Raw genomic sequence first — 25,026 nt, 5'->3', positions numbered from 1 at the left:
CCCGTCCCGGCCCATCTGCCCGCCCACGCACCGGTCCGGGCCCCGGCCTCCGTGCCGGACGCGCCCCCCGCCCGCCGCGGGTCCGGCGGCCCCGGGGGCCGTCGCTCCGACGCCGCCCGCAGGCTCACCTACCTGACGCTCATGGCCGTGGCGTTCTTCTCCATGCTGCCGCTCTACTACAGCGTGGTGGTGGCCTCCCGGGACAACGCCGCGCTGGCCGAGGTGCCGCCGCCGCTGGTGCCCGGCGGCAACTTCTTCGCCAACGTCGCCCGCGTCTTCGACACCGTGCCCTTCGCCCTGGCGATGCTCAACTCCGTCCTGGTGGCGGGCTCGGTCGCGATCGCGGTGATGTTCTTCTCCACGCTGGCCGGGTTCGCCTTCGCCAAGCTGCGCTTCCGCGGCCGGAACATCCTGCTCCTGCTGACCGTGGCGACCATGATGGTCCCCACCCAGCTCGGCATCATCCCGCTGTACATGCTGATGGTGAAGCTGGAGTGGACCGGCACCATGTACGCGCTGATCGTGCCCGCGCTCGTCAACGCGTTCGGCGTGTTCTTCATGACCCAGTACCTGTCGCGGGCCCTGCCGACGGAACTGCTGGAGGCCGGCCGGGTCGACGGCTGCACCACCCGGGGCCTGTTCTGGCACGTGGTGCTCCCGGCCGCGCGCCCGGCCGCCGCGGTGCTCGGCATGCTCACCTTCATGTCGGTCTGGAACGACTACTTCTGGCCGCTGGTCGTGCTGACCCCCGAGGACCCGACGGTCCAGGTCGCCCTGTCCACGCTGGCCAGCGGATACGTCAACGACTACGTACTCGGCCTGGCGGGCACCACCCTCGGCACGCTGCCGCTGGTCGTGGTGTTCGCCCTGCTCGGCAAACAGATCATCGGAGGAATCATGCAGGGAGCGGTGAAGGGATGACCGTCGTGGGCACTCGGGGGGCCACCCTCACGCAGGGGCGTGCCGACTTCCCCACCGGTTTCGTCTGGGGCGCGGCCACCGCGTCCTACCAGATCGAGGGGTCGGTGCACGAGGACGGCCGCGAGCCCTCGATCTGGGACACCTTCTCGCGTACGCCGGGCAAGGTCGCCGGGGGCGACACCGGCGACGTGGCGTGCGACCACTACGCCCGCCACGCCGGCGACATCGCCCTGATGGGCGAGCTGGGCCTGGCCGCCTACCGCTTCTCGGTGGCCTGGCCCCGGGTCCGGCCGGGCGGCGGCGGCCCGGTCAACGCCCGCGGCCTGGACTTCTACGACCGGCTGGTGGACGGGCTGCTCGCGGCGGGCATCACGCCGTACGCCACCCTCTACCACTGGGACCTGCCGCAGGCGCTGGAGGACGCGGGCGGCTGGCCCGAGCGCGACACCGCCCACCGCTTCGCCGAGTACGCCGCGGCCGTGTACGAGCGGCTGGGGGACCGGGTCGGGCACTGGACGACCCTCAACGAACCGTGGGTGGCGGCCTTCCTCGGCTACGGCAACGGGGTGCACGCCCCGGGCAGGACCGACGCCGCCGCGGCGTTCCGGGCGGCCCACCACCTGATGCTCGGGCACGGGCTGGCCGCGCGGGCCCTGCGCGAGGCCGGCGCGCGGGAGATCTCGCTGGTGCTGAACCTCTCGCCGGTGATCACCCCCGCCCAGGTGGACGACCCGGGCGCGGAGCCGTCCGAGGCGGACGCCGAGGCGGTCGCCAGGATCGACACCCTGCTGGTGCGGCAGTTCACCGAGCCCGCGCTGCGCGGGGAGTACCCGGCCGCGTTCCTGGAGATCGTCGGCCGCAACGGCGGCCTCGACCACGTCCGGGACGGCGACCTGGAGATCATCAACCAGCCGATCGACGTGCTGGGCATCAACTACTACAACCCGTGCGTCGTGGAGGCCGGGCCCGGCCTGGCGGCGGACGCGGCGTGGCCGGGCAGCGAGGACGTCCGGTTCTGCCCGGCCGACGGTGTTCCGGCCACCGCCATGGGCTGGCCGATCGTGCCCACCGGCCTGTCCCGGCTGCTGGTGCGCCTGTCCGACGACTATCCCGAGATCGGCCTTATGATCACCGAGAACGGCGCGGCGTTCGACGACGTGGTCCAGGACGGGCGCGTCCACGACGAGCGCAGGACCGGTTACCTGGACGGCCACCTGCGCGCCGTGCACGCCGCGATCGCCGACGGGGCCGACGTACGGGGCTACCTGGTGTGGTCGCTGCTGGATAATTTCGAGTGGGCCGAGGGGTACCGGCGTAGGTTCGGCATAGTGCACGTCGACTTCGCCACCCAGCGGCGCCTGCTCAAGGACAGCGCGCTGTGGTACCGCGAGGTCATCGCGCGGAACGGACTGTAGGAGAGCACGATGAGACGACCCACCCTGGAGGCGGTCGCCGCCCGAGCCGGGGTCTCCCGGTCGACCGTCTCCCGGGTGGTGAACGGCCAGACCACGGTCACGGCCGACATCCGGGACCTGGTCATGCGCGCGGTGAACGAGCTGGGCTACGTTCCCAACGGGGCGGCCAGGAACCTGGCCACCCAGCGGACCAACTCGGTCGCGCTGGTCGTCTCGGAGTCGCCCCACCGGGTGTTCTCCGACGACCCGATGTTCTCCACCGTGATCCGCTCGGTCAGCCTGGAGCTGGAGGCCGTCAACAAGCAGGTCGTGCTGCTGCTGGCCGGGTCCCCCGAGAGCCACGCCCGGGTGGAGAACTACGTCGCCGGCGGCCACGTGGACGGCGTCATGCTCGTCTCCAGCCACGGCGCCGACCCGCTGCCGGTCGCGCTCACCCGGCTGCGCGTCCCGGTCATCTCCTACGGGCGCCCGGCCGTGCCGGTCGAGATGCCCTACGTCGACGGCGACAACGTCGCCGGTGCCGCCACCGCCGTACGCCACCTGCTGGAACGCGGACGGCGGCGCATCGCCACGATCGCCGGGCCGCTGGACATGATCGCCGGGCAGGACCGGCTGACCGGCTACCGCGAGACGCTGCGCGACTCCGACCGCCGCTCGATCATCGCGGTGGGCGACTTCACCCGGGAGTCCGGCGCGGTCGCGATGCGCCAGCTGCTCGCCGACGACCCGGAGATCGACGCGGTCTTCGCCGCCAACGACCTGATGGCGATCGGCGCCATGCACGCGCTCCGCCAGATCGGGCGGCGGGTCCCGGACGACATCGCGATCGTGGGCTACGACGACATAGAGGCCGCCCGCTACACCGACCCGCCGCTGACCACCGTCCGCAACCCGCACGCCGAGCAGGCCGCGACCATGGTCCGGCTGTTGCTGGCCCTGCTGGAGGGGGAGAGCGCCGAACCGGTGATCCTGTCCACCGAGCTGGTGGTCAGGTCGTCGTCGTAGGCTCCCGGGCCGGTGGTCAGGGCGTCGTGGACCCCCGTACGACCAGCTCGGTGGGCAGGACCACCTGGGTCCCCTCCTCCTGGCCGAGCACCATGCGGGCCAGCCGGCGTCCCATCTCCAGGGTCGGCTGCCTGACCGTGGTCAGCGGCGGCTCGGTGTAGGACGCCGCGGGGATGTCGTCGAAGCCGACCACCGCGACGTCGTCGGGGACCCGTCGTCCCGCCTGGCGGAGGGCGAGCAGCGCGCCCAGCGCCATCAGGTCGCTGGCCACGAACACCGCGTCGATCTCGGGGTCGTCGGCGAGCAGCTGGCGCATGGCCGCGGTCCCGGAGTCGCGGGTGAAGTCGCCCACCGCGATGATCGAGCGGCGGTCGGAGTCGCGCAGCACCTCGCGGTAGCCGGTCAGCCGGTCGATCCCCGCGATCATGTCCTGCGGTCCCGCGATGGCCGCGATCCGGCGGCGGCCCCGCTCCACCAGGTGCCGCACCGCCCGCCGGGCACCGCCGACGTTGTCCATGTCCACGTACGGCAGGCTGCTGGGCACGCCGGGACGGCCGCTGCAGACCACCGGCACGCCGTGCCTGGCCAGGACGCCGGGCAGCGGGTCGGTGCCGTGCATGGACGCGATGACCACCCCGTCGACGTGGCCGTTGGTGGCGTAGCGCTCGACCCGCTGGTAGCCGCCGGCCGTGTCGGTGAGCATCAGCACGAGCTGCTTGTCGGCCTCCTCCAGCTCCAGGCTGACCCCGCGGATGATCCCGGCGAAGGTGGGGTCGTCGGAGAAGACGCGGGTGGCCGGCTCGGGGAAGACCAGGGCGATCGAGTCGGACCGCTGGGTGACCAGGCTCCGCGCGGCCTGGTTGGGCACGTACCCCAGCTCCTCGACGGCACGGGTGACCGCCTCGCGGATCTGCGGAGCCACGCGCGTGGAGCCGTTGACCACGCGCGAGGCGGTCGCCCGGGACACACCGGCCCGGGCGGCCACCTTCTCCAGGGTCGGACGCGCTCTCACAGCCCGTTCCGGCGGACGACCTCGCCGTACCAGCGGGCGCTGTCCTTGGGGATGCGGCGCTGGGTGCCGTAGTCGACGTGCACCACCCCGAAGCGCTTGTTGTAGCCCTCGGCCCACTCGAAGTTGTCCAGCAGCGACCAGACCAGGTACCCCCGCAGGTCCGCGCCGCCCTCGATGGCCGCGTGCGCGGCGCGCAGGTGCCCGTCGAGGTAGGACAGCCGGTCGGTGTCGTGCACCCGGTCGTCCTCGACGGTGTCGTCGAAGGCCGCGCCGTTCTCGGTGATCATCAGCGGGGTGCCCGGGTAGTCGCGGGACAGGCGCAGCAGCAGGTCGGTCAGGCCGAACGGCTGGACCGCCCATCCCATCGCGGTCTTCGGCGCGTCGGCCCCGCCGAAGGCGATGCCCTCGCTGCCGGGGAAGACCGGGTTGCCGGCCTCCCCGGGGCGGGCGGCCACGGTCTGCGGGGTGTAGTAGTTGATGCCCAGCAGGTCGATGGGCGCGCCGATGACCTCCAGGTCGCCGTCCTGGACGAAGGACCAGTCGGTGAAGCGCCGGGCCCGCTCGACGACGTCGGCGGGGTACTCGCCGCGCAGCACCGGGTCCAGGAAGATCCGGTTCTGCAGGCCGTCGACGATCTCGGCGGCGGCCCGGTCGGCCGCGGTGTCGTCGTTGATGACCGGGGCGAGGTTGAGCGTGATGCCGACCTTCTCCGCGCCCGAGGCGCGCAGCGCCGCGGTGGCCAGGCCGTGGCCGAGCAGCAGGTGGTGCGCGGCGGCGAAGCCCAGCGCGGGGTCGGCGAGGCCGGGGGCGTGGATGCCCGAGGCGTACCCCAAAAAGGCCGAGCACCAGGGCTCGTTCAGGGTGGTCCAGGTCTCGACCCGGTCGCCCAGCCTGGCGTGCGTGATCGCGGCGTAGTCGGCGAAGTGCCGGGCCGTGTCCCGGTTCGTCCAGCCGCCACGGTCCTCGAGGGCCTGCGGCAGGTCCCAGTGGTAGAGCGTCACGACGGGGGTGACGCCGGCGCCGAGGAGCTCGTCGACGAGACGGTCGTAGAAGTCCAGGCCGCGCGGGTTGACCGGGCCGGAGCCGTCGGGCTGGATGCGGGGCCAGGCGATGGAGAAACGGTAGGCGTGCAGGCCGAGGTCGCGCATGATCGCGACGTCCTCGCGGTAGCGGTGGTAGTGATCGCACGCCACGTCACCGGTGTGACCAGCATGGACCTTGCCGGGGGTCCGTGAGAAGGTGTCCCAGATGGACGGGCCCCTGCCGTCGTCTCGGGTGGCGCCCTCGATCTGGTAGGCCGCGGTGGCGGCCCCCCAGACGAAGCCCTCGGGAAACCTCAGCACGCCGGAGTCCTGAAGTTCGTAGGACTTTTCGGCGGACATGGTCATGTCCTCACCGCCCCATTCTGTTAGGCCATAGCGTGAGAGCGCTCTCTGGAGCATCACCGTACCGCAACCATCATGTCAAGAAAAACGCGATTGTAACCGTAATATCACAGTTGTTGACATTGCGTTGTGTGCCGACAATTCTTCCAGAGAGCGCTCTCAGGCTCCCCGGCAAGTACATATGGAGGAAGGTTCCATGTCGCTCCTCTCCCGGCCCCGTCGTGCCGCCCTGGTGGCCGGCAGCATCGGGTTGGCGCTGGTCGCCACCGCGTGCGGCTCCACCGAGAACAAGACCACGGCGAACGGTGGCGGCAGCGCGGCCGCGGCCCCCGAATGCGCCGAATTCACCAAGTACGGCAAGCACGAGGGCAAGAAGGTCAGCATCTACGCGCCGATCCGCGACGTGGAGGCCGACCGCTTCGAGCAGGCGTGGAAGCCCTTCGCCGACTGCGTCGGCATGAAGATCACCTACGAGGGCACCGGCGAGTTCGAGGCCCAGATCCAGGTCCGCGCGGACGGCGGCAACCCGCCCGACATCGCCTTCATGCCCCAGCCCGGCCTCGTGGAGCGTTTCGCCAAGGCGGGCAAGCTCAAGCCGGCCCCCGACGAGGTCAAGAAGCTCGCCACCGAGGGCTGGTCGGCCGACTGGGCCAAGTACTCCACGGTCGACGGCGTCTTCTACGGACCCCCGCTGGGCGCCAGCGTGAAGTCCCTCGTCTGGTACTCGCCGAAGATGTTCAGCGAGAAGGGCTGGACCGTCCCCAAGACCTGGGACGAGCTCATGACGCTCACCAACACGATCGCCGGCACCGGCATCAAGCCGTGGTGCGCGGGCATCGAGTCCGGTGAGGCGACCGGCTGGCCGGCCACCGACTGGATCGAGGACATCCTGCTGCGCGAGATCGGCCCCGAGGGCTACGACGACTGGGTGACCCACAAGCTGGCGTTCAACGACCCCAAGGTCAGCGCCGCGGTGGACAAGGTCGGCGCGATCCTCAAGAACGAGAAGTTCGTCAACGGCGGCTACGGCCCGGTCAAGTCGATCGCCAGCACCGCCTTCCAGGAGGGCGGCGTCCCGATCACCGAGGGCAAGTGCGCCCTGCACCGCCAGGGGTCCTTCTACGCCAACTTCTGGCCCGAGGGCACCGAGGTCGCCGAGAACGGCGACGTGTTCGCCTTCTACCTGCCCGGCAACGACCCGGCCAAGAAGCCGGTGCTGGGCGCGGGCGAGTTCGTGGTGGCCTTCGCCGACCGTCCCGAGGTCCAGGCGGTGCGGGCCTACCTCGCCTCCGCCGAGTTCCCGGTGGCCCGGATGAAGCAGGGTACCTACGTCACCGCCCGCAAGGGCGTGGACCCGGCCAACGCGCGCAACCCGATCGACAAGCTCTCCATGGAGATGCTCCAGGACGCGAACGCGACCTTCCGCTTCGACGGCTCGGACCAGATGCCGGCCGCGGTCGGCGCCGGCACCTTCTGGAAGGGCATGACCGACTGGATCAACGGCAAGGACACCAAGACGGTCCTCGACTACATCGAGGCCTCCTGGCCGAAGTCCTGACCCACCGACGGCCCGGCCCCGCACCCCGCGGGGCCGGGCCGTCACCCACCCGGTCCGATCCTTCCGAAAGATCCTCCGATGGACTTCGACTTCGCCGCCGAACTTCCCAAAATCGTCCAGCTCCTGATCGGCGTCGCCGCCTTCCTCGTCGTGGTCGCGGTGGTGCTGATCCTGGTCGACCGCGTCCCGATGCGCCGCCGCGCCTGGCTGCACGCGGCGATCCTGCTGCTGCCGGCCGTGCTGCTGCTCACCATCGGCCTGGTCATCCCGGCCATCCGGACCTCCATGCTGTCGTTCATGAGCGGCGACGGCCAGAGCTGGGTCGGCGCAGACAACTACGCCTGGATGTTCACCCAGACCGAGGCGCTCACCGTGCTGCGCAACACCCTCGTGTGGGTGCTGCTCGTCCCGATCCTGGTGACCACGGTCGGGCTGCTCTACGCCGTCCTGGTGGACCGCACCCGGTTCGAGTCGCTCGCCAAGTCGCTGGTCTTCCTACCCATGGCGATCTCCTTCGTCGGCGCGGGCATCATCTGGCGCTTCGTCTACGCCTACCGCTCCGAGGAGCAGGACCAGATCGGCCTGCTCAACCAGCTCGTCGTCGCCTTCGGCGGGGAGCCGCAGCAGTGGCTCCAGGAGCCGCCGCTCAACACGCTCTTCCTGATCGTGGTCATGGTCTGGATCCAGGCCGGGTTCGCCACCGTGGTGCTGTCCGCGGCCATCAAGGGCATCCCCGCCGAGATCGTCGAGGCCGCCAGGCTGGACGGGACCACCCCGGCGCAGATGTTCTTCCAGGTGACGCTGCCGTCCATCCGCTCGGCCGTGATCGTGGTGATGGTCACCCAGTCGATCGCCACCCTCAAGCTGTTCGACATCGTCCGCACCATGACCGGCGGCCAGTTCGACACCAGCGTCATCGCCAACGAGATGTACAACCAGGCGTTCCGGTACGGCGAGACGGGCAGGGGTGCGGCCCTGGCGGTCTTCCTGTTCGTGCTGGTGCTGCCGATCGTGATCTACCAGATCCGCCAGCGCAGGGAGGCCCTCCGATGACCGGACGAGCACGCCGTCAGGGCGCCGCCGGGACGCGGCGGGCGAAGGAGGACCCGTGGCCACGTTGACCCGGACCGCGGTGCGCCCCGAGGTGGGGACCGCACCGCAGCGCGTACGCCGGCGGCTGAGCGGGCGGGTCGCCAGCGCCACCGCGATCGTCATCGCGGTGCTCTGGACCACCCCGACCTTCGGGCTGCTGCTGTCCTCGCTGCGCCCGGAGGACCAGATCAAGACCACCGGGTGGTGGACGTTCTTCGCCGACCCGCAGATCACCCTGGAGAACTACCAGGAGGTCCTGTTCGGCACCTCCTCGTCCTCCGGCCAGATGATGAGCTTCCTGATCAACTCGATCGTCATCACGATCCCGTCGGTGCTCTTCCCGCTGGCCCTGGCCACCTTCGCCGCCTACGCGCTGGCCTGGCTGCCGTTCCGCGGCCGGGAGTGGGTCTACATCGGCATCTTCGCGCTGCAGATCGTGCCGCTGCAGATGTCGCTGGTGCCGCTGCTGTCGTTCTTCTCCGAGGGCGTGTCCGCCTTCGGCGTCCAGCTCATGCCCGCCTGGGAGCTGGAGGGCCCGGCCCGGTTCGTCCAGGTCTGGTTCGCCCACACCTGCTTCGCGCTGCCGCTGGGCATCTTCCTGCTGCACAACTTCATGTCCGAGCTGCCCGGCGAACTGATGGAGGCGGCCCGGGTGGACGGGGCCAGCCACGGCAAGGTCCTGCGCACCGTCGTCCTGCCGCTGGTCGGGCCCGCGCTGGCCACCTTCGCCATCTTCCAGTTCCTGTGGGTCTGGAACGACCTGCTGGTGGCGCTCATCTTCGCCGGCGGCACCCCGGAGAGCGGCCCCATGACGGTACGGCTGGCGCAGATGGCCGGGACCAAGGGCAACGAGTGGCAGCGCCTGACCTCGGGAGCGTTCGTCTCGCTGGTCATCCCGCTGATCGTCTTCCTGTCGATGCAGCGCTACTTCGTCCGCGGCCTGCTGGCCGGCAGCGTCAAGGGCTGACCGGCCCTCCTCCCGCGCCCCGGTGGGCGCCCTGCCCGGGCGCCCACCGGGTTCTCGTCGATGGGTCAGGAGCGGGGCCGGTCCTGGGCGGCCGACGTGGCGGGCCGGTCGGGGGAGGTGCCCTGGGCGGGGACCTGGGGCTCGGCGGTCTCCGGCCGCGCCGGGGCGGGCCGGTCCGAAGCGGCCTGCGGGGCCGGGGTCAGGTGCTCACCGGTGACCGGGACGGCCGGGGCGCCGGCCTCGCCGGGAAGGTCCTGGTCGATCCGCGGCATGGACGAGGCGGGCACGGTCGGCCGGGTGGAGACGTCCGAGAGCGACGGCTGCGGGGGCACGTCGGAACCGGCGGGAGAGGCGAACGACGCGGTGGCGGAGTCCGAGGCGGTCGGCTGTGGCGGGACGGAGTTGGCGGGAGAGGTGGCCGCGGCCGGGTCGTACAGGGCCGCGGACGAGGGGACCTCGACCACGACGGTGTCGGCCGGACCGGGGGTCGAGTCCAGGATGGCCCGAGCGTGGTCCACGTGCGAGGCCGCGACCAGCACGTCGTAGCGACCGGCGACGATCGCGCTGCGCGAGGCGAAGTCCCGCTTGCCGCCGGTGAACACGTGGTTGATGAACCCGAAAGCGGCGCCCATCACGGCCCCCCACAGGGCCGCCCAGAGCACGAGCATGAAGAACGACATCGTGGTCGAGGTGAACAGGCCGAGGAACATGCCGACCACGGCGCCGAAGAGCACGCCGCTGCCCGCCCCGGTGAGGGCGGCCCGTCCGTTGGTCATCCGGCCGGTGACGGTCTCCTCGAGCTTGAGATCGCTGCCGACGATCGCCACGTTCTCGACGGGGAACCCCGCGTCGGACAGGCCGTCCACGGTCCGCTGCGCCGCCAGGTAGTTGTCGTATCCCGCGAGGACCCTGCGGTTCACGACGACCTGGTCGTTCAGGCCGGTGGGCGTCTCTTTCATGTCGCTCGCCTTTCGCATGGGGGATGGGGCCACCGGCCGACTACCCTTCGTCCGCCCGACGATGCGCGCCTTTTCGCCCCCTCTCACCGGGACGGTGCGCTCCCGCCGGGGCGGCGTACCGGCGGGAGGGTCACCAGCTCTGGTGCAGCGGCTTGCCCTCGCTGTAGCCGGACGAGCTCTGCACACCGACCACCGCGCGCTCGTGGAACTCCTCCAGGGTGGAGGCGCCCGCGTACGTGCACGAGGAGCGCAGGCCCGCCACGATGGCGTCGATCTGGTCCTCCACGCTGGGCATGGCCGGGTCGAGGTACATCCTGGAGGTGGAGATGCCCTCCTCGAACAGCGCCTTGCGCGCCCGGTCGAAGGGCGAGTCCTCGGCCGTGCGCAGCCGCACCGCGCGGGCCGAGGCCATGCCGAAGTTCTCCTTGTACCTGCGCCCGTCCGCGGCGGTACGGGTGTCGCCCGGCGACTCGTAGGTGCCTGCGAACCACGAACCGATCATCACGTTGGCCGCGCCGGCGGCCAGGGCCAGTGCCACGTCGCGGGGGTGGCGGACGCCGCCGTCGGCCCAGACGTGGCGGCCCAGCCTGCGCGCCTCGGTGGAGCACTCCAGCACGGCGGAGAACTGCGGGCGGCCCACCCCGGTCATCATCCGGGTGGTGCACATCGCCCCCGGACCGACGCCCACCTTCACGATGTCGGCCCCGGCCTCGACCAGGTCGCGTACGCCCGCGGCGGTGACGACGTTGCCGGCCGCTACGGGCACGCCCGGGTCCAGCGCGCGGACCGCCCGCAGAGCGCCGATCATCTTCTCCTGGTGGCCGTGCGCGGTGTCCACCACCAGGCAGTCCACCCCGGCCTCGAGGATCTCCTTGGCCTTGGCGGCCACGTCCCCGTTGACGCCGACGGCCGCGGCGACGCGGAGCCGGTCCGAGGCGTCGACCGCGGGCCGGTACAGGGTGGCGCGCAGCGCGCCGGTCCTGGTCAGGATGCCGACCAGGCGGCCGTCGCCGTCCACCACCGGGGCCAGCCGGTGACGGCCCTCGTGCAGGCGGTCGAAGGCCTGGCGCGGGTCGAGCCCGGCGGGCAGCGTGAGCAGGTGGTCGGACATCACCTGGGAGAGCTGCGTGTACATGTCCACGCCGACGCAGTCGCTCTCGGTGACCACACCGGCCGGGCGGTTGTCCCAGTCCACGATGATGATCGCGCCATGGGCCCGCTTGGGCAGCAGGTTCAGGGCCTCGCCGACCGTGTCGTGCGGGGTGAGGGTCAGCGGTGTGTCGTGGACCAGGTCGCGGCGCTTGACCCAGTCGACGACGTCGGCGACCACCTCGATCGGGATGTCCTGCGGGATCACCGCGATCCCGCCTCGCCGGGCCACCGTCTCGGCCATCCGCCGCCCCGCCACCGCCGTCATGTTGGCGACCACGATGGGGATGGTGGTGCCCGTGCCGTCCCGGCTGGAGAGGTCGACGGCGAGCCGTGAACCGACGGCGGAGAGCGAGGGGACCATGAACACGTCGCTGTAGGTCAGGTCGTAGGCCGGTGTCATCCCATTGAGAAATCTCACGTTGATCCACCTTATCCCGTGAATTATCAGAAATGAGCGTTCCCCGTTTCCGCCTCTCCAAGAGGGCCGTCTCGTCGGACCGGACGGCTAAGATCCCGTTTGCGTGAATAAGTGGAGGGCCATGAGGAGGCGCTGTGATCGTGGTTGACCGGCCCGAGATGCTCGTCGTAGGCCATGCCGTACGGACGTCGAACGCCGACGAGATGGAGCCGGGCAGGGGCAGGCTCACCGCCCTTTGGGCGCGGGCGGGGTCCCCGGGGGCGTTCGCGCACGTGCCGGGCCGGGTGGACGAGAACATCTACGCGGTGCTCACCGACTACGAGAGCGACCACCACGGCGCCTACACCCAGATCGTGGGGGTCGCCGTGCGCAGCGCCGCCGCGCTGCCCGAGGGCATGGTGGCCGTCCGGGTGCCCGGCGTGCCGTCGCTGAAGCTGGAGGCCCGGGGGCCGATGCCGGCCGCGTTGCTGGAGTCCTGGCAGCAGCTGTGGAAGCACACCGAGTCGGGCGGCACCCCGCCGCGGGCCTTCACCACCGACGTGGAGATCCACCACCCCGGGGGTGCCGACATCTACGCGGCGGTGCTGTCCCCGATCCGCTGAGTCCCGATCCACTGGGTCCCCGTCCGCCGAGTCCGATGCGCCGGGTCCCGATGCGCCGAGCTCCGCGCGCCGGGTCCTGATCCGCCGGGTTCCGACGCGCCGTGCGCCGGGTCCCTGCCCGGCGCCCGTCCGCGCCCACCCGCGCCCGTCCGCCCGCCGTCCGACTCAGGCGTCGTCGTCGGGCGGCGGGTCGGGCAGCCGCCAGCCGGAGACGATCAGCGGCATCACGAAGTGGGTCATGAACAGCGCGATCGTCAGCAGGACGAACGCCCCGCCCGGCACGAAGAACTCGCGCTTCTGGGGTATGCCCACCGCGAGGACCACGACGAGGAGGACGATCAGGACGCCCGTCATGATCCGGTGGGTGAGGGCGGTGGCCCGCAGGCGCTCACCGACCTGGCGCTCGTCCAGGTCGCCTTCGGACAGCTCCACGACGCCGCGGGTGGCGACGTTGAGCAGGCTGACGGCCGGCAGGTAGACGATCAGCGAGATCGTCAGCAGCACGATGTTGACCAGGACGGGGCCGTCGCCGGGACCGCTGATCCAGGCCACGGCCGCGTCCACCCAGAACAGCGAGACGCCGAAGGCCGCCGCGACGGCGAGCAGCCGCCTGCGGCGCCGGGTGGCGTACCAGCCGGGCAGGTAGTCGCGCTGCAGGGCTTCGACGCGGGCCCGACGCCAGTTCTCTTTCCAACCGTTCACGATCTCATCTGCCTAACCACTGCCCAGCCGCGGGAACGGCCTGAGGGAGAACACGACTTCCAACGGGACTTCGAAATGCTCGGCGATGCGCAGGGCCAGGAACAGGCTCGGGCTGTACTCGCCGCGCTCAAGGTAACCGATCGTCTGGTAGTGGACCCCCAGCGCGGCGGCCAGCTCCTTGCGTGAGATGCCACGCTCGGCTCTCAGCACCGAGATCCGGTTGTACACGTCTTCGGCGGACATCCCAGCAGTCTCCCAGCACTCAGGAGGCCTGTGCGGCGAGCCTGCGCTCGGCGAGGCGCGAGCCGGACTCGCGACGGGTGACCCGGCGGATCAGCAGCGGCGCCAGCAGCGTCCCGGCCACCGCCCAGACCGCCAGCACCGCTCCCACCATGGGCAGGCGCCAGCTCCGGCCGATCTCGGCGGTGAGCATGGTGTCGGGCAGGAAGGCCGCCCGCAGGCCGAGCCCCTGCCAGTAGAGCGGGAAGACCTGGGAGATCCACTGCGCCACCTCGGGCAGGAAGGTCATCGGGAGCATCACCCCGGAGGTGACCATCAGCACCATCATCGGCAGCGCCAGGACCCCCGCGGCGGTCTTGGGGCCGGGCAGCATGCAGCCGATGGCCGCGCCCAGCGGCACCACGGCGGCCGTGCCCAGCAGCAGCACCCAGGCCAGGGTCGCCCAGTCGCGGGGCGGTGCGACCCCGCCCAGGGCCACGCCGATGGCCAGGATCAGCACGCTCTGCACGACGATCTGGCCCAGGACGGTCACGCTCCGTCCCACCACGTAGGCGCCGACGCCGCCGGGGACGGTCCGCAGCCGCAGCAGCGTGCCCTCCTCCCGGTCGGCCGCGATGGCCATCGGCAGCGCCATCACGCCGTTGGAGAAGACGGTGAAGGCCAGGAAGCCCACCGTCATGAACGTCTTCATGGAGACCCCGGTCCCCTTGACCTCGTTGTCGCCGATCCACACGAGCAGGCCGGCGAAGATGACGACCGTGCCGAGCAGGGTGTTCAGCATCTCCCTGCGGTCCTTGAGCAGGTGCGTGTGCTCGCTCCAGCCGCGTCGCAGCCCGATGCGCAGTGCCTTGACGTTCATGCCGCCCTCCCGATCAGTTCCAGGTAGCTCTCCTCCAGCGACGGGCGCCGGATCTCCAGGCCGGGCACCGGCCCCTCGAACCTCTGATGCAGCTCCCAGGCCGCCCGCGACGGGTCCTCGGTGCGCAGGACCCTCTCCCGGCCGTCCTCGACCCACCGGATGTGCGAACCGGTCTGCACGTGCCTCGCCAGCTCGGACGGGGTGCCGCAGACGGCGATCTCGCCGCCCACCAGGATCGCGGTACGGTGCGCCAGCTTCTCGGCCTCGGCCAGGTCGTGGGTGGTCAGCAGCACCGTGATGCCGTCGTCGGCCGCGAGCCGCTCGATGAGCAGGTGGAACTCGCGCCGGGCCTCGGGGTCGAACCCCGTCGTGGGCTCGTCCAGGAAGAGCAGTTCGGGACGGCCGACGATGCCCAGGGCCACGTCCAGCCGGCGGCGCTGCCCGCCGGACAGGCGGCTGACCCGCTGGTCGGCCTGGGCGGTGAGGCCCAGGTCGGCCAGCAGCCGGTCCGGGTCGTGCGGGTCGTCGTAGAAGGACCCGATGTGGCCCAGGAGCTCGCGGACGCCCCACCGGCCGTGGTCGCGCCAGCTCTGCAGGACGATGCCCAGCTTGGCCCGCCACGCCTCGGTGGCCTGCTCCGGGTCGCTCCCGAGCACGCTCACCTCGCCGGCCGAGCGGTTCCTGAAGCCTTCCAGGATCTCGATGGTGGTCGTCTTCCCGGCCCCGTTGGGGCCGAGCAGGGTGAAGATCTCGCCGCGCCGGATCTGCAGGTCGACGCCTCGCAGGACCTCGGCGGAACCGTATGTCATCCGCAGCTCGCGGACGCTTACCGCAGTACTCATGCGAATGAATGTAGTACATCTACTACACATAAGCCAACAGGTACGACGAAAAGCGGTACACCTCCGGCTGGAGGTACCGCTGGTGCTACGGGAACGACGGGACGCCGGGGCTCGGAGAAGCCGAGGTCACCGGGCGGCAGGAGGGCGCCGGGAGCCTGGAAGCCCGGGGCCCGGGATCACCGGGGGCACCGGGATCACCGGGATCACCGGGATCACCGGGATCACCGGGATCACCGGGGTCTCGGAAGGGCGCCGGGGAGGGCGAACGACGGCCCATGGGTGCTCCGCCGCGTTCCCCGCACGAGAACGCGGCAGGGGACGCGGCGGAGGACGCGGCAGGGAACGCGCTGAGGGACGCGGCGAAAGGGGCGGTGAGGGAGGCGGCAAGGGATGCGGCGGAAGGGGACCGGGCGGGTCTCGGCCCTCCGGGTCCCGGCCTTCCGGGCTCCACGAAGGGCGGCGAAAAAAGGGCGGCGGAAGAGGACCGGGCCGGACCCCGGCCCTCCGGGGCTCAGCCCTCCGGGCTCCACAGGGGCTCGGGGATCTCGAATCCCACGTCCTGCCCCCACCGGTTGCGGTAGCTCACCTCGTGCGCGGGGCGGCGGGGCGCGACGCCCCAGCGTCCGGTCGGGTAGCCGAAGGTGACCGCGCAGGCCATCGTCCAGCCCTTGCCCTCGGGAACGCCGAGCACCCGCATCGTCTCCTCGGCGTGGAAGATGCCGAGCACGCTGGTCAGCGCGCTGCCCACACCGTGGGCGCGGGCGGCCAGCTGCGCGCTCCACACCGAGGGGAAGATCGAGCCGCCGGACGGGTCGTTGCGCACGAACGCGAACAGCAGCAGCGGGTAGTGCTCGAAGTGGTCGGCCAGGTGCTTGGCCGAGTTCAGCACGCTGAGCGTCCGGGTGTCGCCCTCGGCCTCGGCCTTCTCGCGCATCGGCCGGTAGTGGCCCTCGAACAGCTTTCCGAGCGCGTCCCGGTAGAGCGGGCCGAGCCGCTCCTTCACCCCGGGGTCGTCGACGAGCAGGAACCGCCAGCTCTGCACGTTGCCGCCGCTGGGGGCGCGGACCGCGGCGTCCAGGATGCTGCGCTGGACCTCCTCGGGGATCGGGTCCGGCTTGACCCTGCGCATCGCCCTGGTCGTGTACAGCGCCTCGAAGACGTCCATCCCCGCCGATCCCGCCGTGTCCTTCACGCGTTCCGCCTCCTTCGTCTCCAGGCTCTTCAGGGTCTCTTGCGTGTCCCGCGGGTCGTGGGCGCCCGTCACGCCAGCACCCCCGCCTCGCGCAGCCGCGCCGCGGTCTCCTCCGGCAGGCCCCAGGAGGTCAGGTCGGCCAGCCGGGTCGCGGGGGAGAGGTCCTGCTCGGCCACGCCCAGCAGGCGCGGCACCGGGACGGGCTGCCGGACGCCGCCGACCTCCACGAACGTGCCGCGGGCCTTGTTGTGCGGGTGGTCGGGGGCCTCGCCCATCTCCAGCACCGGGGAGACGCACGCGTCCGAGCCGTCGAACACCGCCTCCCACTCGGCGCGGGTCCTGGACCCGAACGCCTCGGCCAGCCGCTCGCGCAGCTCCGGCCAGTTCGACCGGTCCTCGCGGTCGGGCAGCCCGGCGGCGTCCAGTCCCATCAGGGTGATCATCTCCGTCCAGAACTGCGGCTCCAGCGAGCCGACGGCCACGTACCCGCCGTCGGAGGTCTCGTAGGTGTCGTACATCGGCGCGCCGGTGTCGAGCAGGTTGGTGCCGCGCGGTCCCCAGAAACCGCTCTGCACGCCGTGGTAGAACATCGCGAACAGCGCCGCCGCGCCGTCCACCATGGCCGCGTCGATGACCCGGCCCTCGCCGGTCCGCTCCCGCTCGATCAGCGCGAGCAGCACGCCGTACGCGAGCATGAGGCCGCCGCCGGCGAAGTCGCCGAGGATGTTGATCGGCGGCGTGGGCCGCTCGCCCGCGCGGCCCAGCATCGACAGCACGCCGGAGACGGCGATGTAGTCGATGTCGTGCCCGGCGGTGGCCGCGAGCGGGCCGTCCTGGCCCCACCCGGTCATCCGCCCGTAGATCAGGCGCGGGTTGACCGCGTGCAGGTCGGCAGGGCCGATGCCGAGGCGCTCGGCGACCCCGGGCCGGAAGACCTCGACGACCACGTCGGCGTGCCGGGCCAGCTCCTTGAAGGCGGCCACGCCCTCGGGCGACTTCAGGTCCACGCCGACGGTCCGCTTGCCGCGGTCCATCACGTCGGCGCGCGGGCGGTCCCCGGCCTTGGCGACCGTGCTCGCCCGCTCGACGCGCAGCACCTCGGCGCCGTGGTCGGCCAGCATCATCCCGGCGAACGGCCCGGGGGCCAGTCCCGCCAGTTCGAGCACGCGGACTCCGGCCAGCGGGCCTTTCCTGGTCACGCGCTCCATGTACGTTCTCCTCGGTGCGATGTCGACTCCGGTCCGGCGCGGGCCGCACGGGCGGACGCCCGGCGAAGGACCCGGCGGCCCGTTCCGCCACCGTGGCGGCCCGTTCCGCCCAAGTAGAACAACATTCGGCTTTCCGTGGCAAGACACATCGCCAGGAGCCGCGTGGCGCCCGCGCGCGTATGGGAAACTTGCGCCCTCTCCGAACGGGACCTAGGGGTTTTGCGATGACGTATCCGCACAGTGAACGGGTGGTCGCTGGGCGCTATCGATTGCTGCGGGAGCTCGGCAGGGGCGGGATGGGGGTCGTGTGGGAAGGCCACGACACCCTCCTCAACCGCGCGGTGGCCGTCAAGGAGGTCCTGCTGCCGCCCCATCTCTCCCCGGCGGAGCACCGGCTCCAGCTGGCCCGCACCTCCCGCGAGGCCAGGACCGCGGCCCGGCTCAATCACCGCGGCATCGTGGCGATCTACGACGTGGCCGAGCAGGACGGCCGTCCCTGGATCATCATGGAGCTGGTCCGGGCCCGCGGCCTCGACGAGGTCGGACGGCTTCCGGTGCACGTGGTCGCCGACATCGGCCGCCAGGTGCTCTCCGCCCTGCGCGCGGCCCACGGGGCCGGGATCCTGCACCGCGACGTCAAGCCCAGCAACATCCTGCTGCAGGCCGACGGCCGCGCCGTCCTGTCCGACTTCGGCATCGCGACCATCGAGGGCGACACCTCGCTGACCCAGACCGGCATGGTGACGGGCTCGCCGAGCTTCCTGCCGCCCGAACGCGCCACCGGCGCCGACGCGGGCCCCTGGTCGGACCTGTGGGCGCTCGGCGCCACCCTGTACGCGGCCCTGGTCGGCCAGGCCCCCTTCGAGCGCCGCGACGCCATCGCCACGCTCGGCGCGCTCATCAGCGAGGAACCCGACCTCGGCCGGGTGCCGCCGGAGATGCGCGCGGTGCTCGCCGGCATGCTCCAGCGCGACCCCGCGCACCGGCTGAGCGCCCAGCAGGCCGACGCGCTGCTGGCGGAGGTCCTCAGCGACCCGTCGGCCGCGATCCGCAGGACCGGCGAGACCGCGATCCGGCCGGGCGGGCAGACCTCCTCGCGCCGGAGCGGGGAGAGCACGGTCCACCGCGCCACCGGGACGTCCCGCCGGGCCGGGGCTCGCGACGGGGGCGACACCGCGAGCCTGCCCGGGGCCGCGGGACGGCGCCGCCGGCAGCGCGGCGGGCGGGTCCCGCTGATCGTGGCGTCCGTGCTGGTGCTGGCGGCGGGCGGCGCGGTGGCGGCCGTCGCGATGTCCCAGCCCGACCAGCGCAGCGTGGCGCGCTCCGGGCCCGCCGTCACGACGGCGGAGCCCGAGCCGACGAGGACCGCCTCGCCCACCCCGACGCCCACGCCCACCCCCACCCCGACCCCCACGCCGACCGCGACCAGGACGGCCGCGCCGGCCCAGGCGCTGCGGACGTGGCGGGCCCGGCCCCCGGAGAACTGGTCCATCACCTACCCGGCCGGCTGGAGGGGCGACTGGGCCGGCGAGACGGGCTACACCCAGTGGCTGCGCCGCGACGGGCGCGCCCATTTGGCGGTGGAGCCGCTGGAGCAGTCCTTCGACGGCCTGGAGGGGCTCCAGCAGGTCGTCAGGGAGAGCGCCTCCCAGCAGAGCGAGATCCACACCGAGGACGTGCGCAGGGTCCCCCTGGCCTACGGGGCCGGGCTGGAGTGGGAGTTCACCTGGACCGCCAAGGACAACGGCGGGATCCCCTGGGCGGTCCCCGGCGTGACCTACCACGAGCTGCGGCGGTTCATCGAGGTCGGCGACACGGCCGTGGTGCTGGCCTGGACCGTCCACGACGAGGAGTGGGATGCTCAACGCCCCCTGATGAACCGGGTGTTCGCCGGTTTCCACCCCCGCGGAGGCGAGTGACATGACCTGGAAGGTGCTCGCGCTGCCGCCCCTCCCCGAGGCGGCGGTGCGCAACCTGCTCGGATCGCTGGGCGACCGGATCGAGGTGTCGGTCCCGGCCGCCCGCGACCGGGAATCGCTGCTGGCGGCCCTGCGCCCCGCCGAGATCGTGGTCGGCGACTGGAGCGGCGGGCTCACCCTGGACGCCGAGGCCGTCCGGGCCGCGCCGGACCTGGCGTTCGTGCAGCAGCCCTCCGTCGGCGTGGACGGCCACGACCTCGCCGCGCTCGCCGCGGCCGGCGTGCCGCTGGCCAACACCGCCGGGGTGAGCGCGATCGGCGTGGCCGAGTGGTGCTTCGCCGCCGCGCTCGCGCTGTCGCGGAGGCTGCCGGAGGCCGACGCCGCGGTCCGCGCCGGCCGCTGGCCGCAGCTGGACCTCGGGCCCGCCGAGCTGTACGGCTCGGCCGTCGGCATCGTCGGCTTCGGCCCGATCGGCGAGGCGGCCGCGCGGATGTTCGCCGCCCACGGCTGCGAGGTCTCCTACTGGACCCGTACGCCGCGCGAGGTGCCCTACACCTACCGGGAGATCGGCGAGCTGGTGGCCGGCTCCCGGGTGCTCGTCGTGGTCGTCCCGCTCACCGAGGAGACCCGGGGGATGATCGACCCGTCGGCGATGCCCGCGGGCTCGCTGCTGGTCAACGCGGCGCGCGGGCAGGTGGTGAACTCGGCGGCGCTGCTGTCGGCCCTGGAGTCGGGACATCTGGGCGGCGCCGCGCTCGACGTGTTCGACACTGAGCCGCTGCCGCCCGGCGACCCGCTGCGCAGCAGCCCCCGGGTGCTGCTCTCCCCGCACGTGGCCGGGGTCACCCCGCAGTCCACCGGCCGCCTGATCCGGTGCGTGCTGGACAACCTGGAGGCGGCGATCGACGGCAGACCGGTGAGCAACGTGGTGAACGGGGTCGATCCGGTGGTCGGCCGCAGGTCCCGTTCGGCACTCTCGTAGAGTTTTCTCGCGTTTAACGCGCCCCGCCTGGCTCCGGAGAGATCCGAGATATAACGTGCCTAGGGGCGATCTTTCCAACGACGGGCAGTGGGGGTGATCACCGTGCGACGGATGACGGCGATGTCGGCGCACCGGCAAGCGGTGGAGCAGATCAGGGAGTCCTACGCCGCCCTTCCGGACGACGCGGTGCCGCGCCTGGCCAAGGCCACCACGAACCTGTTCCGCTTCAGGGACGGCGCCCGGGCGGCGAAGCTGTCGGCCAGGGATCTGGACCAGGTCATCGAGGTCGATCCCGGGACGATGACCGCCGAGGTCCAGGGGATGACCACCTACGAGGACCTGGTGGACGCCACGCTCGCCCACGGGCTCATGCCGTACGTGGTGCCGCAGCTGAAGACGATCACGCTGGGCGGGGCGGTGACCGGGCTCGGCATCGAGTCCACCAGCTTCAGGGACGGGCTGCCGCACGAGTCCGTGGAGGAGATGGAGATCCTCACCGGCGACGGCCGGATCGTGGTGGCCCGCGACGACAACGAGCACCGCGACCTGTTCCGGGCCTTCCCCAACTCCTACGGCACGCTCGGCTACGCGCTCCGCATCCGGATCAGGCTCAAGCCCGTCCAGCCCTACGTCAGGCTGACCCACATCCCGTTCGGCGACGCCGACAAGTGCATGCTCGCGATGCGCGACATCTGCGAGAGCGGCGAGTACGAGGGCGAGCGCGTCGACTTCGTGGACGGCACGTTCTTCGGCCCCGGCGAGCTGTACGTGACCGTGGGGCGCTTCGCCGAGCGGGCCCCCTACCTGTCCGACTACACCGGGATGCGCATCTACTACCGGTCGATCCAGACCAGGACCCGCGACTGGCTGACCGTCCGCGACTATCTGTGGCGCTGGGACACCGACTGGTTCTGGTGCTCGCGCGCCTTCGGCGTGCAGAACGCGCTGGTGCGCTCCCTGATGCCGCGCAAGTGGATGCGCTCGGACGTCTACCGCAGGCTCGTCGGCCTCGACCGCAAGTACGGCGTGGTCGCCCGGGTGGACCGCTGGCGCGGCCTGCCCCTGCAGGAGTCGGTCATCCAGGACATCGAGGTGCCCGTCGAGCGCGGCGCCGAGTTCCTGGAGTTCTTCCACGACAAGGTCGGCATGACGCCGGTGTGGATGTGCCCGCTGCGCTCCACCGGCGAGTGGCCGCTCTACCCGCTGGAGACCGGGCGGCTGTACGTCAACTTCGGCTTCTGGGGAACGGTCCCGCTGCCCCGGGGGCAGTTCGACGGCTACCACAACCGTCTCATCGAGAACCGGGTCCACGAGCTGGAGGGGCATAAATCGCTGTACTCCACCTCGTTCTATCCAGAAGATGAGTTCTGGCGGTTTTATAACGGAACCGCCTACTGGCCGGTCAAGCGGGCATACGACGGGGGTGGCCGGTTGCTCGATCTCTACGACAAGTGTGTTCGGGGGCGTTAGGAGAGGTTGATTCTGTGTTGCTCGCAGAGATCTTCGAAAAGGTCATGGGCCCGGAGGCGGACGTACGCTTCATCGCCTACGACGGAAGCAAGGCCGGGCCCGACGGGGCCGACATCACCGTCGAGGTGAAGACCCCGGCGGCCGTCGCCTACCTGGCGCAGGCGCCCGGCGAACTGGGCCTGGCCAGGGCCTACGTCTCCGGTCACCTCGACGTCCACGGCGACATGTACACGCTGCTGTCGCGGATGTGGGCGCTCACCGTCAACGACCTCCCGGCCAGGGAGAAACTCGCCGCCATCCGGGCCCTGGGCGTGCGCCCGCTGCTCACGCGGATGCCGCCTCCCCCGCAGGAGGTGCGCAGCAGCGTGCTGGCGCGGATGGGCAGCAGGCACGCCAAGCGCCGCGACGCCGAGGCGATCCACCACCACTACGACGTCTCCAACAGGTTCTACTCGTGGGTGCTCGGCCCGTCCATGGCCTACACCTGCGCGGTCTTCCCCGAGCAGGACGCCACGCTGGAGGAGGCGCAGTTCACCAAGTTCGAGCTCGTCGCCCGCAAGCTCGCGCTCAAGCCCGGCATGAGGCTGCTGGACGTCGGCTGCGGCTGGGGCGGCATGGTCATCCACGCCGCCCGCGAGTACGGGGTGAAGGCGCTGGGCGTGACCCTGTCGCGCCAGCAGGCCGAGTGGGCCCAGAAGGCCATCGCCGAGGCCGGGCTCGGCGAGCTGGCCGAGGTCCGTCACATGGACTACCGCGACGTGACCGAGACGGGCTTCGACGCGGTCAGCTCGATCGGCCTGACCGAGCACATCGGCAAGGACCAGCTGCCCTTCTACTTCCGCTTCCTGTACGACAGGCTCGTCCCCGGCGGGCGGCTGCTCAACCACTGCATCACCCGGCCGACGGGCACGGAGAGGACCTTCAACGCGAGCGGCTTCATCAACCGCTACGTCTTCCCCGACGGGGAGCTGGAGTCGGTCGGCTACCTGGCCCGCCAGATCGAGGACACCGGCTTCGAGATCCGTCACGAGGAGAACCTGCGCGAGCACTACGCGCAGACCCTGCGGTACTGGTGCGCCAACCTCGACGAGCACTGGGACGAGGCGGTCAGGGAGGTCGGCGAGGCCACGGCGCGGGTCTGGCGGCTCTACATGGCGGCCTGCGTGGTCGGTTTCGAGCGCAACAAGGTCCAGCTCCACCAGGTCCTCGCGGTGAAGCTGGACGCCCAGGGCGCGGCGCACGTCCCGCTCCGCCCTTCGCGCGACTGGCCCTGAGACGCGCCCGGTCCTGAGACGGGATCGGTCCTGACGCGCGACCGGCCCTGGGACGGGACCGGTCCTGACGCGCCGCACGCACGAGGGGCGTTCCCGGGAGGTCCCTCCCCGGGAACGCCCCTCGCGAGAGCACCGCCCGCGCGCCCGGAACACCACGCCGCCGGGCGGGCGTCGCGGCCCTCGGGGTCAGCGCAGCTCGCGCTTGAGGATCTTGCCCGTCGCGGTCATCGGCAGCGCGTCCCGGAACTCGACGATCCGCGGGTACTTGTACGCCGCCATGTTCTCCCTCGCCCAGGCGATCAGCTCCTCCTCGGTGACCGTCGCGCCGGGGGTGCGGATGACGTACGCCTTGACCTCCTCGCCGTGCGAGTCGTGGGAGACGCCGACCACCGCCGCGAGCGAGACCTCCGGGTGGGTGATCAGCACCTCCTCGAGCTCGCGCGGGTAGACGTTGAAGCCACCGCGGATGATCATGTCCTTGGCGCGGTCGATGATGGAGTAGTAGCCGTCGGCGTCGCGGGTGGCGATGTCGCCGGTGCGGAACCAGCCGTCCCTCATGACCTCGGCGGTCGCCTCGGGCCGGTTGTAGTAGCCCTTCATGATGTTGTGGCCGCGGATCGCGATCTCACCGGGGCCCTCGCCCTCGATCGTCTTCCAGTCGGCGTCGATCAGCCTCATCTCCACGCCCCAGATCGGCGTGCCGACCGTACCGGGCTTGCTGGGCCTGCCCACCTGGTTGAAGCTGGCCACCGGGGAGGTCTCCGACAGGCCGTACCCCTCGTAGATGCCGACCCCGAAGGTCTTCTCGAAGTCCCGCAGCACCTCGACCGGGGAGGACGAGCCGCCGGCCACCGCGACCCTGAGCGAGGTGGGCACCTCGTCGCCGTCCGCGTGGATCTTCGTCAGCATGGCCCAGTACATGGTCGGCACGCCCGCGAACAGCGTGACCTTCTCGGTGCGCATCAGCTCCAGGGCCGGGCCCGGCTCGAAGCGCGGCATCAGCACGATGGTGCCCCTGCGGCGGAATCCGGCGTTCATGACGACGGTCTGCCCGAAGGAGTGGAAGAGCGGCAGCACCGCGAGGTAGACGTCGCCGTCCTCGGTGCGGGGGAACATCTCGTCCGAGACGATGGCGTTGAGGAGCATGTTCTGGTGGCTCAGCTCGGCGCCCTTGGGCTGGCCGGTGGTGCCGCTGGTGTAGAGGATCACCGCGGTGTCGTCGGGCGCGGTCGCCACGGTCTCGAACTCGCCCGGCACGCCGTCCAGCGCCGCCCAGATCGTCTCCCCGTGCTCGGACTCGGTGGCGAAGGCGGTGGCGGGCAGCACGAAGAAGTGCTCGGCCGAGGACGCCTCGAAGCCCGCCCGCCCGCGCTCGCCCAGCGGCAGCTCGGGGGTCCCCTCGAAGCAGAACAGCGCCTTGGCCTGGGAGTCCTCCAGGTGGTAGGTGATCTCCCTGGTCTGCAGCAGCACGTTGAGCGGCACGACCGTGGCGCCGGTCTTGAGGATGCCGTAGTAGACGAACGGGAAGTACGGCAGGTTGGGGCAGGCCAGCGCGACCTTGTCGCCGCGCCCGATGCCCCGGGAGACCAGCAGGTTGGCAACCTGGTTCGCGACCGTGTTGACCAGGGAGTACGGCAGCCTCAGGTCGCCGAAGACCAGTGCGGTGCGGTCCGGGGTCTCCCGGGCGCTGTCCTCCAGCGCGATCGACAGGTTGAGCATCGTGCGTCCTCCTCCGGCGGGCTCTGACCCGCTCATCCTCGCAGCCCGAGATACTGACCGGTAGGTAATCACGGTCACAAATTGACGGGCAAACCGGGAGGGAGTAAGCAGGTAAGAGCCCGCTTACGGGGAG

22 protein-coding genes are annotated in these 25,026 nt (G+C 71.5%); 11 read left to right on the top strand and 11 right to left on the bottom strand.

What is annotated here, in order from left to right:
* Positions 1-141 precede the first annotated feature (141 nt).
* The 3 genes from ACIBCT_RS10275 to ACIBCT_RS10265 are packed head-to-tail and all read left to right on the top strand — an operon-like array spanning position 142 to position 3,341.
* Complete coding sequence (locus tag ACIBCT_RS10275) at positions 142-921, top strand: carbohydrate ABC transporter permease (protein ID WP_399187173.1); 780 nt, start codon at positions 142-144, stop codon at positions 919-921.
* Entirely contained in the window at positions 918-2,336 is a 1,419-nt protein-coding gene (locus ACIBCT_RS10270; protein WP_399187070.1) for a GH1 family beta-glucosidase, read from the top strand. The genes ACIBCT_RS10275 and ACIBCT_RS10270 overlap by 4 nt, the downstream gene beginning before the upstream one ends.
* Positions 2,337-2,345: 9 nt before the next feature.
* Positions 2,346-3,341 (top strand): LacI family DNA-binding transcriptional regulator, encoded by a 996-nt coding sequence (locus ACIBCT_RS10265; RefSeq protein WP_399187069.1) that lies wholly within the window; start codon positions 2,346-2,348, stop codon positions 3,339-3,341.
* A 16-nt stretch (positions 3,342-3,357) separates the two neighbouring features.
* Here ACIBCT_RS10265 and ACIBCT_RS10260 read toward each other — a convergent pair whose 3' ends face one another.
* Together ACIBCT_RS10260 and ACIBCT_RS10255 are read right to left on the bottom strand one after the other, a co-directional pair.
* A complete protein-coding gene (locus tag ACIBCT_RS10260) occupies positions 3,358-4,353 on the bottom strand; it encodes a LacI family DNA-binding transcriptional regulator (protein ID WP_399187068.1) in 996 nt (331 codons plus the stop codon).
* On the bottom strand, positions 4,350-5,741 hold the full coding sequence (locus ACIBCT_RS10255) for a GH1 family beta-glucosidase (protein WP_399187067.1): 1,392 nt from the start codon (positions 5,739-5,741) through the stop codon (positions 4,350-4,352). Before ACIBCT_RS10255 ends, ACIBCT_RS10260 begins: the two co-directional genes overlap by 4 nt.
* Positions 5,742-5,934: 193 nt before the next feature.
* Here ACIBCT_RS10255 and ACIBCT_RS10250 point away from each other — a divergent pair, with 193 nt between their 5' ends.
* From ACIBCT_RS10250 to ACIBCT_RS10240, 3 genes are all read left to right on the top strand, one after another.
* Positions 5,935-7,296, top strand: coding sequence for an ABC transporter substrate-binding protein (locus ACIBCT_RS10250; RefSeq protein WP_399187066.1), 1,362 nt, complete (start codon positions 5,935-5,937; stop codon positions 7,294-7,296).
* A gap of 78 nt (positions 7,297-7,374) precedes the next feature.
* Positions 7,375-8,349, top strand: coding sequence for a carbohydrate ABC transporter permease (locus ACIBCT_RS10245; RefSeq protein WP_399187065.1), 975 nt, complete (start codon positions 7,375-7,377; stop codon positions 8,347-8,349).
* A gap of 55 nt (positions 8,350-8,404) precedes the next feature.
* Positions 8,405-9,355 (top strand): carbohydrate ABC transporter permease, encoded by a 951-nt coding sequence (locus ACIBCT_RS10240; RefSeq protein WP_399187064.1) that lies wholly within the window; start codon positions 8,405-8,407, stop codon positions 9,353-9,355.
* Positions 9,356-9,420: 65 nt separating this feature from the next.
* Here ACIBCT_RS10240 and ACIBCT_RS10235 read toward each other — a convergent pair whose 3' ends face one another.
* On the bottom strand, positions 9,421-10,314 hold the full coding sequence (locus ACIBCT_RS10235) for a general stress protein (RefSeq protein WP_399187063.1): 894 nt from the start codon (positions 10,312-10,314) through the stop codon (positions 9,421-9,423).
* A gap of 130 nt (positions 10,315-10,444) precedes the next feature.
* The gene (locus ACIBCT_RS10230) at positions 10,445-11,884 is read right to left on the bottom strand and encodes a GuaB1 family IMP dehydrogenase-related protein (protein WP_399187062.1); all 1,440 of its coding nucleotides are present in this window, start codon (positions 11,882-11,884) and stop codon (positions 10,445-10,447) included.
* 134 nt (positions 11,885-12,018) lie between these two features.
* On the opposite strand from ACIBCT_RS10230, the gene ACIBCT_RS10225 reads away from it, so the two are divergent.
* Positions 12,019-12,486 carry a GyrI-like domain-containing protein gene (locus ACIBCT_RS10225; protein ID WP_399187061.1) on the top strand — a complete coding sequence of 156 codons (468 nt, stop codon included), beginning with the start codon at positions 12,019-12,021 and terminating at the stop codon, positions 12,484-12,486.
* A 165-nt stretch (positions 12,487-12,651) separates the two neighbouring features.
* Here ACIBCT_RS10225 and ACIBCT_RS10220 read toward each other — a convergent pair whose 3' ends face one another.
* The 6 genes from ACIBCT_RS10220 to ACIBCT_RS10195 all read right to left on the bottom strand — a co-directional run bounded on the left by ACIBCT_RS10220 (position 12,652) and on the right by ACIBCT_RS10195 (position 17,529).
* Positions 12,652-13,188, bottom strand: coding sequence for a hypothetical protein (locus ACIBCT_RS10220; RefSeq protein ID WP_399187060.1), 537 nt, complete (start codon positions 13,186-13,188; stop codon positions 12,652-12,654).
* Between the two features lie 12 nt (positions 13,189-13,200).
* Complete coding sequence (locus ACIBCT_RS10215) at positions 13,201-13,431, bottom strand: helix-turn-helix transcriptional regulator (protein WP_344896321.1); 231 nt, start codon at positions 13,429-13,431, stop codon at positions 13,201-13,203.
* Between the two features lie 19 nt (positions 13,432-13,450).
* The gene (locus ACIBCT_RS10210; protein WP_399187059.1) at positions 13,451-14,287 is read right to left on the bottom strand and encodes an ABC transporter permease; all 837 of its coding nucleotides are present in this window, start codon (positions 14,285-14,287) and stop codon (positions 13,451-13,453) included.
* Complete coding sequence (locus tag ACIBCT_RS10205; protein ID WP_399187057.1) at positions 14,284-15,129, bottom strand: ABC transporter ATP-binding protein; 846 nt, start codon at positions 15,127-15,129, stop codon at positions 14,284-14,286. Before ACIBCT_RS10205 ends, ACIBCT_RS10210 begins: the two co-directional genes overlap by 4 nt.
* Positions 15,130-15,640: 511 nt before the next feature.
* Positions 15,641-16,321 (bottom strand): nitroreductase family protein, encoded by a 681-nt coding sequence (locus tag ACIBCT_RS10200; protein WP_399187056.1) that lies wholly within the window; start codon positions 16,319-16,321, stop codon positions 15,641-15,643.
* 68 nt (positions 16,322-16,389) lie between these two features.
* Complete coding sequence (locus ACIBCT_RS10195) at positions 16,390-17,529, bottom strand: CaiB/BaiF CoA transferase family protein (protein ID WP_399187055.1); 1,140 nt, start codon at positions 17,527-17,529, stop codon at positions 16,390-16,392.
* Positions 17,530-17,753: 224 nt separating this feature from the next.
* Between ACIBCT_RS10195 and ACIBCT_RS10190 the strand changes: the two genes are divergently transcribed.
* The 4 genes from ACIBCT_RS10190 to ACIBCT_RS10175 all read left to right on the top strand — a co-directional run bounded on the left by ACIBCT_RS10190 (position 17,754) and on the right by ACIBCT_RS10175 (position 23,174).
* Positions 17,754-19,448, top strand: a complete 1,695-nt coding sequence (locus ACIBCT_RS10190; RefSeq protein WP_399187054.1) for a protein kinase — start codon at positions 17,754-17,756, stop codon at positions 19,446-19,448.
* A 1-nt stretch (position 19,449) separates the two neighbouring features.
* Positions 19,450-20,430, top strand: a complete 981-nt coding sequence (locus ACIBCT_RS10185) for an NAD(P)-dependent oxidoreductase (RefSeq protein WP_399187053.1) — start codon at positions 19,450-19,452, stop codon at positions 20,428-20,430.
* 120 nt (positions 20,431-20,550) lie between these two features.
* Complete coding sequence (locus tag ACIBCT_RS10180) at positions 20,551-21,900, top strand: FAD-binding oxidoreductase (protein ID WP_399187172.1); 1,350 nt, start codon at positions 20,551-20,553, stop codon at positions 21,898-21,900.
* Between the two features lie 14 nt (positions 21,901-21,914).
* Entirely contained in the window at positions 21,915-23,174 is a 1,260-nt protein-coding gene (locus ACIBCT_RS10175) for a class I SAM-dependent methyltransferase (RefSeq protein ID WP_399187052.1), read from the top strand.
* 186 nt (positions 23,175-23,360) lie between these two features.
* On the opposite strand, the gene ACIBCT_RS10170 is transcribed toward ACIBCT_RS10175, so the two are convergent.
* A complete protein-coding gene (locus ACIBCT_RS10170) occupies positions 23,361-24,893 on the bottom strand; it encodes a long-chain fatty acid--CoA ligase (protein WP_399187051.1) in 1,533 nt (510 codons plus the stop codon).
* Positions 24,894-25,026: the final 133 nt, after the last annotated feature.

Origin of the sequence: Streptosporangium sp. NPDC050855 (assembly GCF_044456585.1) — a bacterium.
Classification (GTDB): Bacteria; Actinomycetota; Actinomycetes; order Streptosporangiales; family Streptosporangiaceae; genus Streptosporangium; species Streptosporangium longisporum.
This window is presented reverse-complemented; position numbering and strand designations above follow the sequence as displayed.

Excerpts from the sequence above, each read along its gene's own strand:
- ACIBCT_RS10275 (WP_399187173.1), top strand. The coding sequence starts at position 142 with ATGGCCGTGGCGTTCTTCTCCATGCTGCCGCTCTACTACAGCGTGGTG.
- ACIBCT_RS10270 (WP_399187070.1), top strand. The coding sequence starts at position 918 with ATGACCGTCGTGGGCACTCGGGGGGCCACCCTCACGCAGGGGCGTGCC.
- ACIBCT_RS10265 (WP_399187069.1), top strand. The coding sequence starts at position 2,346 with ATGAGACGACCCACCCTGGAGGCGGTCGCCGCCCGAGCCGGGGTCTCC.
- ACIBCT_RS10255 (WP_399187067.1), bottom strand. The coding sequence starts at position 5,741 with ATGACCATGTCCGCCGAAAAGTCCTACGAACTTCAGGACTCCGGCGTG.
- ACIBCT_RS10250 (WP_399187066.1), top strand. The coding sequence starts at position 5,935 with ATGTCGCTCCTCTCCCGGCCCCGTCGTGCCGCCCTGGTGGCCGGCAGC.
- ACIBCT_RS10245 (WP_399187065.1), top strand. The coding sequence starts at position 7,375 with ATGGACTTCGACTTCGCCGCCGAACTTCCCAAAATCGTCCAGCTCCTG.
- ACIBCT_RS10235 (WP_399187063.1), bottom strand. The coding sequence starts at position 10,314 with ATGAAAGAGACGCCCACCGGCCTGAACGACCAGGTCGTCGTGAACCGC.
- ACIBCT_RS10215 (WP_344896321.1), bottom strand. The coding sequence starts at position 13,431 with ATGTCCGCCGAAGACGTGTACAACCGGATCTCGGTGCTGAGAGCCGAG.
- ACIBCT_RS10210 (WP_399187059.1), bottom strand. The coding sequence starts at position 14,287 with ATGAACGTCAAGGCACTGCGCATCGGGCTGCGACGCGGCTGGAGCGAG.
- ACIBCT_RS10205 (WP_399187057.1), bottom strand. The coding sequence starts at position 15,129 with ATGAGTACTGCGGTAAGCGTCCGCGAGCTGCGGATGACATACGGTTCC.
- ACIBCT_RS10195 (WP_399187055.1), bottom strand. The coding sequence starts at position 17,529 with ATGGAGCGCGTGACCAGGAAAGGCCCGCTGGCCGGAGTCCGCGTGCTC.
- ACIBCT_RS10190 (WP_399187054.1), top strand. The coding sequence starts at position 17,754 with ATGACGTATCCGCACAGTGAACGGGTGGTCGCTGGGCGCTATCGATTG.
- ACIBCT_RS10185 (WP_399187053.1), top strand. The coding sequence starts at position 19,450 with ATGACCTGGAAGGTGCTCGCGCTGCCGCCCCTCCCCGAGGCGGCGGTG.
- ACIBCT_RS10180 (WP_399187172.1), top strand. The coding sequence starts at position 20,551 with ATGTCGGCGCACCGGCAAGCGGTGGAGCAGATCAGGGAGTCCTACGCC.
- ACIBCT_RS10170 (WP_399187051.1), bottom strand. The coding sequence starts at position 24,893 with ATGCTCAACCTGTCGATCGCGCTGGAGGACAGCGCCCGGGAGACCCCG.